Raw genomic sequence first — 8,465 nt, forward strand, 5'->3', positions numbered from 1 at the left:
GTCCACCTGGGGGACGTCGGCGAAGGGGGCGGGGGCGTTCTCGGACACGGGAGCGGTGGCGTCAGTCATGATGCCCCGAGTCTACGCGGGGGCCCGGACGCCGTCGTCGGGCGCCAGCGTCAGCGGCGGAAGACGGTGGCGAGGACGCCGATGCCCTCGACCTCGGCCTCGACGCGCTGGCCCTCCTGGACCGTCCCGACCCCGCCCGGGGTGCCGGTCAGGATCACGTCGCCGGGCAGGAGGGTGAACATCTCCGAGGCCGCGGCCACGAGCTCGCGGACGCCGAAGACCATGTCCGCCGTCGTGCCGTCCTGGCGGGTCTCGCCGTCGAGCCGAGACGTGATGCGCAGGCCGCCGGCCGGCTCCACGTCCAGCTCGGTCTCGATCCACGGGCCCAGCGGGCAGGCGCCGTCGAAGCCCTTGGCGCGGGCCCACTGCAGGTCGGTGCGCTGGGCGTCGCGGGCGGTGAGGTCGTTGCCCACGGTATAGCCGAACACGACGTCGTCCACGCGGCTCACCGGCACGTCCTTGCAGATGGTGCCGATGACGACGGCGAGCTCGGCCTCGTAGGAGATCTCCTCCGACCAGCTCGGCAGGGTCACCGGCTCGTTCGGCCCCACCACGGCGGTGTTCGGCTTGAGGAAGAACTGGGGCGAGGTGGGCACCTCGTTGCCGAGCTCCTTCGCGTGGTCGGCCCAGTTGCGGCCGACGCCGACGATCTTGGAGCGCGGGATGATCGGCGCGACCAGACGCACGTCCTCGAGACGGTGGGTGGCGCCGGTGGGCTGGATCCCGTGGAAGAACGGGTCACCCTGCAGGGCGGTGATGCTCAGCTCGGAGAGGTCGGCGTCCGCCGGGCCCTCCACGATGCCGTAGGTCGGTTCGGCCTGGTCCACGAAACGGGCGATGCGCATGGGGGTCAGCGTAGTGGGTGAGCGGCGGTCGCCGTCGCCGGACACCCACCCGATTCCGGCCCCGCTGACGCCGCGAGCCAGACGATTCGGCCGCGGCGGACGGCCTGAGGAGACCGATTCGTCTGGCTCGCGGGCGGATTCGTCTGGCTCAGCGCGGTGCGGCGCGGTGCGGGGCGGGTCGAGACCGCTCAGCAGCAGCGGCTGCCCGGATTGGCCTCCTGGCGCGCGTACTCGGCCCGCCAGAACTCCCGCTCGGTCATCGGCGCGCGCTCCGGATGGTGGGCCCGGTGGTGGGCCACGTACGCGTCGTACTTCCCCTCTCCGGAGAGCTGGCGGACCCACCAGCGCACCCGGGCCCACACCCCGGGCCGAGACGGGCCGGCCGGGCCCTCCGCGGTGGAGGGCCCGGCCGGCGTCGCGCGCGGATCGGCCACGTCAGTGACCCCGCACCGGCTGCCGGTCCGCCGGCAGGGCGTCCCACTGCCGCTGCAGCTCCTTCTCCTCGGCCGTGGCGAACAGCCCGGCCGGGGCGAAGCGCTGTGAGGGCACGTACGGGTCCTGGTGGTCGATGACCTCGGTGCCGCGGAAGGCGCGCACCGTGGCGAGCACCGACGTCGTGATGACGATCAGCGCCAACACCAGGAAGACGACGGAGAGCGTGCCCTGGATGGCCGTGTTCCGGACCACGGCCTCCATGGCCGGCACGGACTTCGCGGCGCCGAAGCTCGTCTTCCCCGCCGCCAGCGCGTCCTGGAACGCGCGATGCTGCGCCCAGTAGCCCACCGCCGGGACGGAGGAGAAGATCTTCTGGAACGACGCCACGGTGGTGACCACCGTGATGAACGCCAGCGGCAGCGCCACGATCCACAGCCCCCGGAAGTCACGGCGGCGCGCGACGATCGTCAGGACGACGGCGAGCGCGATCGCCGCGAGCAGCTGGTTGGCGATGCCGAACAGCGGGAACAGCGTGTTGATGCCGCCCAGCGGATCGGTGACGCCCATGATCAGCACGGCGCCCCACGCGGCCACCATGATGGCCGTGCAGACCCACGCGCCCACGCGCCACGAGGTGTCCTTGAAGCGCGGGATCACGTTGCCCAGGGAGTCCTGCAGCATGAACCGGGCCACGCGGGTGCCGGCGTCGACGGCGGTGAGGATGAACAGCGCCTCGAACATGATCGCGAAGTGGTACCAGAAGCCCATGAGCGCGTCGCCGCCCACGAGCTGGCCCATGATGTGCGCCAGGCCGACCGCGAGGGTGGGGGCGCCGCCGGTGCGGGAGACCACGGTCTCCTCGCCCACGAGGTCGGCCAGGTGGGTCAGGTCCCCGGGGGCGAGGTTCACCCCGGCCAGGCCGAGACCCATGACGAAGTCGGCGGCGGTCTCCGGGGTGCCGCCGGTGAGCGCGGCGGGGGCGTTCATGGCGAAGTAGATGCCGCGGTCGATGGACACGGCCGCCACGAGCGCCATGACCGCCACGAAGGCCTCCATGAGCATGCCGCCGTAGCCGATGAAGCGGGTCTGGCGCTCCTTCTCCACCATCTTGGGCGTCGTGCCCGAGGCGATCAGCGCGTGGAAGCCGGAGAGCGCACCGCACGCGATGGTGACGAACAGGAACGGGAACAGCGAACCGGGCCACACCGGGCCGGTCTGGCCCGAGGCGAACTCGGAGAACGCGGGGGTGCCGATGCGCGGCTGCACGACGACGATGGCCAGCGCGAGACCGGCGATCACGCCGATCTTCATGAAGGTGGACAGGTAGTCGCGCGGAGCGAGCAGCAGCCACACGGGGAGCACGGCCGCGACGAACCCGTAGATGATCACGGCCCAGGCGATGGTGGTGCGGTCCAGGGTGAACAGGGCCGCGCCCCACTCGGTCCCGGCCACCCAGCCGCCGCCGATGATGGCCGCCAGGAGCAGGACGAACCCGATCACGGAGATCTCGGTGATGCGGCCCGGGCGGATCCAGCGCAGGTACACGCCCATGAAGAGCGCGATCGGGATGGTCATGGCCACGGAGAACACGCCCCACGGGGACTCGCCCAGGGCGTTGACCACCACGAGGGCCAGGATGGCCGTGATGATCACCATGATCAGCAGGGTCGCGACGATCGCGGCGGTGCCCCCGACGCGGCCCAGCTCGTCCCGGGCCATCTGGCCGAGCGAGCGGCCGCCGCGGCGCATCGAGAAGAACAGGACGAGGTAGTCCTGGACCGCGCCGGCCAGGATCACGCCGACGATGATCCAGATTGTGCCGGGCAGGTAGCCCATCTGCGCGGCGAGCACGGGGCCCACGAGCGGACCGGCGCCGGCGATGGCCGCGAAGTGGTGGCCGTAGAGCACGCGGCGGTCGGTGGCCACGTAGTCCCGGCCGTCGGCCCGGTACTCGGCCGGGGTGGCGCGGGTGTCGTCCGGGTGGACGATCATGCGCTCGACGTACTTCGAGTAGAAGCGGTAGCCGATCGCGAACGTCGCCACGGCGGCGAACACGAACCAGATCGCGTTGATCGTCTCGCCGCGGTGCAGGGCGAGCATGGTCCAGGCGACGCCGCCGAGCAGTGCCACGGCCACCCAGACGGCGATCTTCACGGGTGTCCAGCGGGGCCGGTCGGCGGCCTCGGTCGGCGGGAGGTCTTCCGGCGTCGTGGCCGGGCGTGGGGCGCCCTCGGCGGGCGCGGAGGAGCGGTGCGAGCTCACGGGGGTCTCCGTTCGTGGGGTGGGGTCAGACGAGGCGGTGCAGCCAGCCGTGGCGGTCCTCGACGCGCCCGGTCTGGATGCCCTCGAGCTCGGCGCGGATCCTGAGGGTCACGTCGGTCCCGCCGGCGGACTCGATCACGTCGTCACCGTCGAGCAGACGGCCGATCGGGGTCACGACGGCGGCGGTGCCGCACGCGAAGACCTCGGTGATCTCGCCCGAGCGGACGCCCTCGGCCCACTCGGCGAGGGTGACGCGACGCTCCTCGACGGTCAGGCCCATGTCCCGGCCGAGCTGGAGGATCGAGGAGCGGGTGACGCCCTCGAGGATCGTGCCGGTGAGTGCCGGGGTGACGAGGCGGCCGTCGGCGTGCACGAAGAAGACGTTCATGCCGCCGAGCTCCTCGATCGCGTCGTCGTGGTACTGGTCGAGGAACACGACCTGGTCGGCGCCCTTCGCCGCGGCCTGCAGCTGGGGCAGCAGCGAGGCGGCGTAGTTGCCGCCGGTCTTGGCCGCGCCCGTGCCGCCCTTGCCGGCGCGGGCGTAGTCACGCGAGACCCAGATGGTCACCGGCTTGAGCTCGCCGCCGAAGTAGTTGCCGGCCGGCGAGGCGATCACCATGTACCGCACCTGCCGGGCCGGGCGGACGCCGAGGAACGCCTCGGAGGCGAACATGAAGGGGCGCAGGTAGAGGGACTGGCCCGGGCCGGTGGGCACCCAGGCCCGGTCCGCCTCGAGCTGGGCCCGCAGCGAGCCGAGGAACAGCTCCTCGGGCAGCTCCGGCAGGGCCAGGCGGCGGGCGGAGCGGTTCAGGCGTGCGGCGTTGGCCTCGGGGCGGAACGTCCACACCGAGCCGTCCTCGTGCCGGTAGGCCTTCAGCCCCTCGAAGATCTCCTGGCCGTAGTGCAGCACCGCGGCCGCGGGGTCCAGGGACAGCGGGCCGTAGGGCTCCACGCGGGCGTCATGCCACGCGCCGCCGTCCTCGTCCCAGGTCCAGTCGATCGAGACCATGTGGTCCGTGAAGACGTTGCCGAAACCGGGGTCCTGGAGGATCTCGACGCGCTGCTGATCGGACATCGGGGACAGATGCGGTTGCCGCGTGAACACGGTCTCGGACACGGTGGGATCACTCCTCGTGACGGGTGACGGATGGGGACGGCTCCGGTGCCGGGCACGACGCGCAGGGGCCACGGCGCCGGGCGTGGCACACGCCACAGGCCGTCGCCCCATCCTAGACCCGGCGTCGACGCGCCGGGCCCGCGCGTCAGACCCGCGCGACGACGTCGGCGCCCACCTCGGCGGTGGTGCCCCGCGCGCCGTCCACCCGGTCCTTCAGGTGCGCCCACACCGCGGTGCGCACGCGCGCCGCGGCGCCGGTCTCGCCCACGTGCTCGAGCAGCAGGGCGGCGGAGAGGATGGCGGCCACGGGGTCGGCGATCCCCTGGCCCGCGATGTCCGGAGCGGAGCCGTGGACCGGCTCGAACATCGACGGCGCCGTGCCCTCGACGTTGATGTTGCCGGAGGCGGCGAGCCCGATGCCGCCGGTCACGGCCGCGGCGAGGTCCGTGATGATGTCCCCGAACAGGTTGTCCGTCACGATCACGTCGAAGCGGGCCGGGTCCGTCGCCAGGAAGATCATGGCGGCGTCGACGTGCATGTAGTCCCAGGTGACCGCGGGGAAGTCGGCCGCCACGGACTCCACGGTGCGGCGCCACAGGTGGCCGGCGTGGACCAGGACGTTGTGCTTGTGCACGAGCGTGAGGCGCTTGCGCTCGCCCGCGTCGGCGCGACGGAAGGCGTCCTCGACGACGCGGCGCACGCCGAACGCCGTGTTCACGGAGACCTCCGTGGCGATCTCGTGCGGGGTGTCCACGCGGATCGCACCGCCGTTGCCCACGTACGGCCCCTCCGTGCCCTCGCGCACCACGGTGAAGTCGATCTCGCCGGGCGCGGCCAGGGGGCTGACGGCGCCGGGCAGCAGGGTGGCCGGGCGCAGGTTCACGCCGTGGTCCAGCGCGAAGCGCAGCTTGAGCAGCATGCCGCGCTCGATCAGCCCGGACGGGATGCGCTCGTCCCCGGGCGCGGCGCCGACGGCCCCGAACAGGATCGCGTCGTGGCGGCGCAGGGACTCGAGGACCTCGTCCGTGAGCGCCTCGCCGGTCTCGAGCCAGTGCTCCGCACCCAGCGGATACGGGGTGAGCCGGGCCTCCGGACGCCCCTCGGCACGCAACGCCGCCTGCAGGACGGCGGCGGCCTGGTCGGTGACCTCGGGGCCGATGCCGTCGCCGCCGATGACGGCGATGTCCAAGGGGTCTGCGGAGCTGCGTGTGGTCTCGGTCATGGCCCTCAGGCTACGCGGGGCACGCGTGAGGACCACATCGTGTGACACCCGGTCTCACCCTCCGGACGGGCTCAGTCCTCGGCGGGCTCCTCGTGCCGCGGGAAGACCGGCTGCGGGGCGGGCAGCGGCGTGCCGGGGACCAGGTCCTCGTGGAACGCGGCGAAGGACCGCGGGCCGGTGCCGGACGCGCCGGTGCGGCCGGCGTCGCCCTCGGCGGGGACGCCGAGCAGGTCCAGCAGCCGCGACGCCGAGTCGGGCATCACCGGCTGCGCGAGCAGGGCCACCCGGCGCACGGCCTGCAGCGTCACGTACAGCACCGTGCGCATGCGCGGCTCGTCCGTCTTGCGCAGCACCCACGGGGCCTGGTCCGCGAAGTAGGCGTTGACCTCGCCGAGCACGCGCCAGGTCTCCTCGAGCGCGTCGTGGAAGTCCTGCACCGCGTACGCGGACCGGGAGCGCTCCAGCAGGGCGTCGACCTGGGCCAGGACGGCGCGGTCCGCCTCGGTGAACTCGCCCGACTCGGGCACGGCGGCGCCGCAGTTCTTGGCCACCATGGACAGCGAGCGCTGGGCGAGGTTGCCGAGGTTGTTGGCCAGGTCCGCGTTCTTGCGGCTCACCACGGCCTCGTGGCTGTAGGAGCCGTCCGCGCCGAACGGGAACTCGCGCAGCAGGAAGAAGCGGATGGCGTCCAGGCCGTACCGGGCCACCCATTCCCGCGGGTGCACCACGTTGCCCAGGGACTTGGACATCTTGGCCCCGTTGTTGTTCAGGAAGCCGTGGATCATGACGCGGCGCGGCAGCTCGAGGCCGGCCGACATGAGGAACGCGGGCCAGAAGATGCAGTGGAACCGGGAGATGTCCTTGCCGATCACGTGCAGGTCCGCGGGCCAGTAGCGCGCGAACGCCTCCGGGTCCTCCGCCGGCCAGCCCGCGCCGGTGAGGTAGTTCGTCAACGCGTCGACCCAGACGTAAGTGACGTGGTCGGCGCGCCGGTCGGCGTCGGCGGCCTCGGGGTCCGCGGGCGCCGGCAGGTCGATGCCCCACTGGAAGGAGGTCCGGGAGATGGACAGGTCCTCGAGCCCGGCCTCCACGAAGCGGATGACCTCGTTGAAGCGGTACCGGGGGGCGGCGAAGTCCGGGTGGTCACGGTAGTGGTCCAGCAGCGGCTGCTGGTACTTGGACAGGCGGAAGAAGTAGGACTCCTCCTCCGTCCACGTCACCTCGGTGCCGGTCTCGACGGCGCGGCGCACCCCGTCCTGACCCACCTCGGTCTCGTCCTCGCCGAAGTAGCGTTCGTCCCGCACGGAGTACCAGCCGGCGTAGGAGCCGAGGTAGATGTCCCCGTTGGCCTCCATCCGCCGCCAGATCTCGCGGACGGCCTCGGCGTGGTCCGTGTCCGTGGTGCGGATGAAGCGGTCGTAGGAGATGTCCAGGACGTCGTCGTCCATCTCCTTGAAGACGGCGGCGTTGCGCGTGGCCAGCTCGAGGGCGCTCACGCCCTGCTGCTGCGCCGTCTGCTCCATCTTCTGGCCGTGCTCGTCCGTGCCGGTCAGGAAGCGCACGTCCCGCCCGTCGAGCCGCTGGAAGCGGGCCATCGCGTCCGAGGCGATGTACTCGTAGGCGTGGCCGATGTGCGGCTCGCCGTTCGGGTAGGAGATGGCCGTGGTCAGGTAGTACGGGGCGCGGGCGTCAGTCACAGTCGTCGAGTCTAGCGGCGGGCCCGGGGCCCGCGCCGAGGACGACGTCGTCCGCGCCGGCGTCCGGGACGCCGTCGGCGGTCACCTGCAGATGGCCCGGCGCAGGCCGCAGGTGGAGGTGGGCCCACGGGGCCACCACGAGCACGGACGCCCCGATCATCTCGGTCAGCTCCTCCGCGTGCGTCGCCACGTGGTAGGCCAGGGTGCTGCGCCCGATCCCGAAGACGAGCGGCACCGCCTCGAGGAGGATCGCGCCGAAGAAGAACACCGCGCCGCCCGCCACCGTCAGCGCTCGGGTCCGGCGGGGCAGGGCGACGGTGCACAGCGCGAGCAGCCCGAGGACGACGATCGCGGCCGGCGCGCCGAGGATCAGCCACTGGAACGCGGGCAGCGGGTTCTCCCCCGCGAACGGCAGGACCTCCCACAGCCGGCCGGCCTGCTCGTGGATCTGCGTCGATTCGTCCAGGCTCATGGCCGCCAGCAGGGCCGCGGGGGTCAACCACGCGAGCAGGCTCGGCCGCCGGTCCGCCCCCAGCGCGCGACGCACGAGACCCACCGTGGTGAAGCCCGCGGCCCCCAGCAGGAGCAGGCCCGAGCTCCACCACGCCGTGAGGTTGGCCTCGTGGTTCACGTCGAAGACCTCGCGCCACCACGGCACCTGCCGCGGGCCCAGCCCGAACACGAAGGGGAGGGCGAACGACCAGGTGGCGAGCAGGACACTGACGCCGATCAGCCCGCCCGCCGCGCGCCGGGCCCAGCGGCCCTGCACGCCCGGAGGCGTGGCGGGGCGGGCTGCTGCGGCGCGCGCGGTCGGGGCG

The 8,465-nt window shown here is 72.7% G+C and carries 7 protein-coding genes; all 7 read right to left on the reverse strand.

What is annotated here, in order from left to right; translation table 11 throughout:
- Positions 1–119: 119 nt before the first annotated feature.
- The gene (locus J1M37_RS01485; RefSeq protein WP_069941575.1) at positions 120–914 is read right to left on the reverse strand and encodes a fumarylacetoacetate hydrolase family protein; all 795 of its coding nucleotides are present in this window, start codon (positions 912–914) and stop codon (positions 120–122) included.
- A gap of 188 nt (positions 915–1,102) precedes the next feature.
- Positions 1,103–1,348 (reverse strand): YbdD/YjiX family protein, encoded by a 246-nt coding sequence (locus tag J1M37_RS01490; protein ID WP_049145181.1) that lies wholly within the window; start codon positions 1,346–1,348, stop codon positions 1,103–1,105.
- Position 1,349: 1 nt separating this feature from the next.
- A complete protein-coding gene (locus tag J1M37_RS01495) occupies positions 1,350–3,611 on the reverse strand; it encodes a carbon starvation CstA family protein (protein ID WP_206451995.1) in 2,262 nt (753 codons plus the stop codon).
- A 25-nt stretch (positions 3,612–3,636) separates the two neighbouring features.
- Entirely contained in the window at positions 3,637–4,728 is a 1,092-nt protein-coding gene (locus tag J1M37_RS01500; protein ID WP_122054196.1) for a branched-chain amino acid aminotransferase, read from the reverse strand.
- A gap of 145 nt (positions 4,729–4,873) precedes the next feature.
- Entirely contained in the window at positions 4,874–5,950 is a 1,077-nt protein-coding gene (locus tag J1M37_RS01505) for a 3-isopropylmalate dehydrogenase (protein ID WP_122054194.1), read from the reverse strand.
- 71 nt (positions 5,951–6,021) lie between these two features.
- Positions 6,022–7,647, reverse strand: a complete 1,626-nt coding sequence (gene metG, locus J1M37_RS01510) for a methionine--tRNA ligase (RefSeq protein ID WP_129867261.1) — start codon at positions 7,645–7,647, stop codon at positions 6,022–6,024.
- Positions 7,640–8,465: hypothetical protein (locus tag J1M37_RS01515; protein ID WP_241250739.1), on the reverse strand; the 826-nt coding region annotated here is incomplete at its 5' end. The genes metG and J1M37_RS01515, both read right to left, overlap by 8 nt.

The organism is Micrococcus sp. KRD012 (assembly GCF_017168555.1).
GTDB classification, from domain to species: domain Bacteria; phylum Actinomycetota; class Actinomycetes; order Actinomycetales; family Micrococcaceae; genus Micrococcus; species Micrococcus luteus.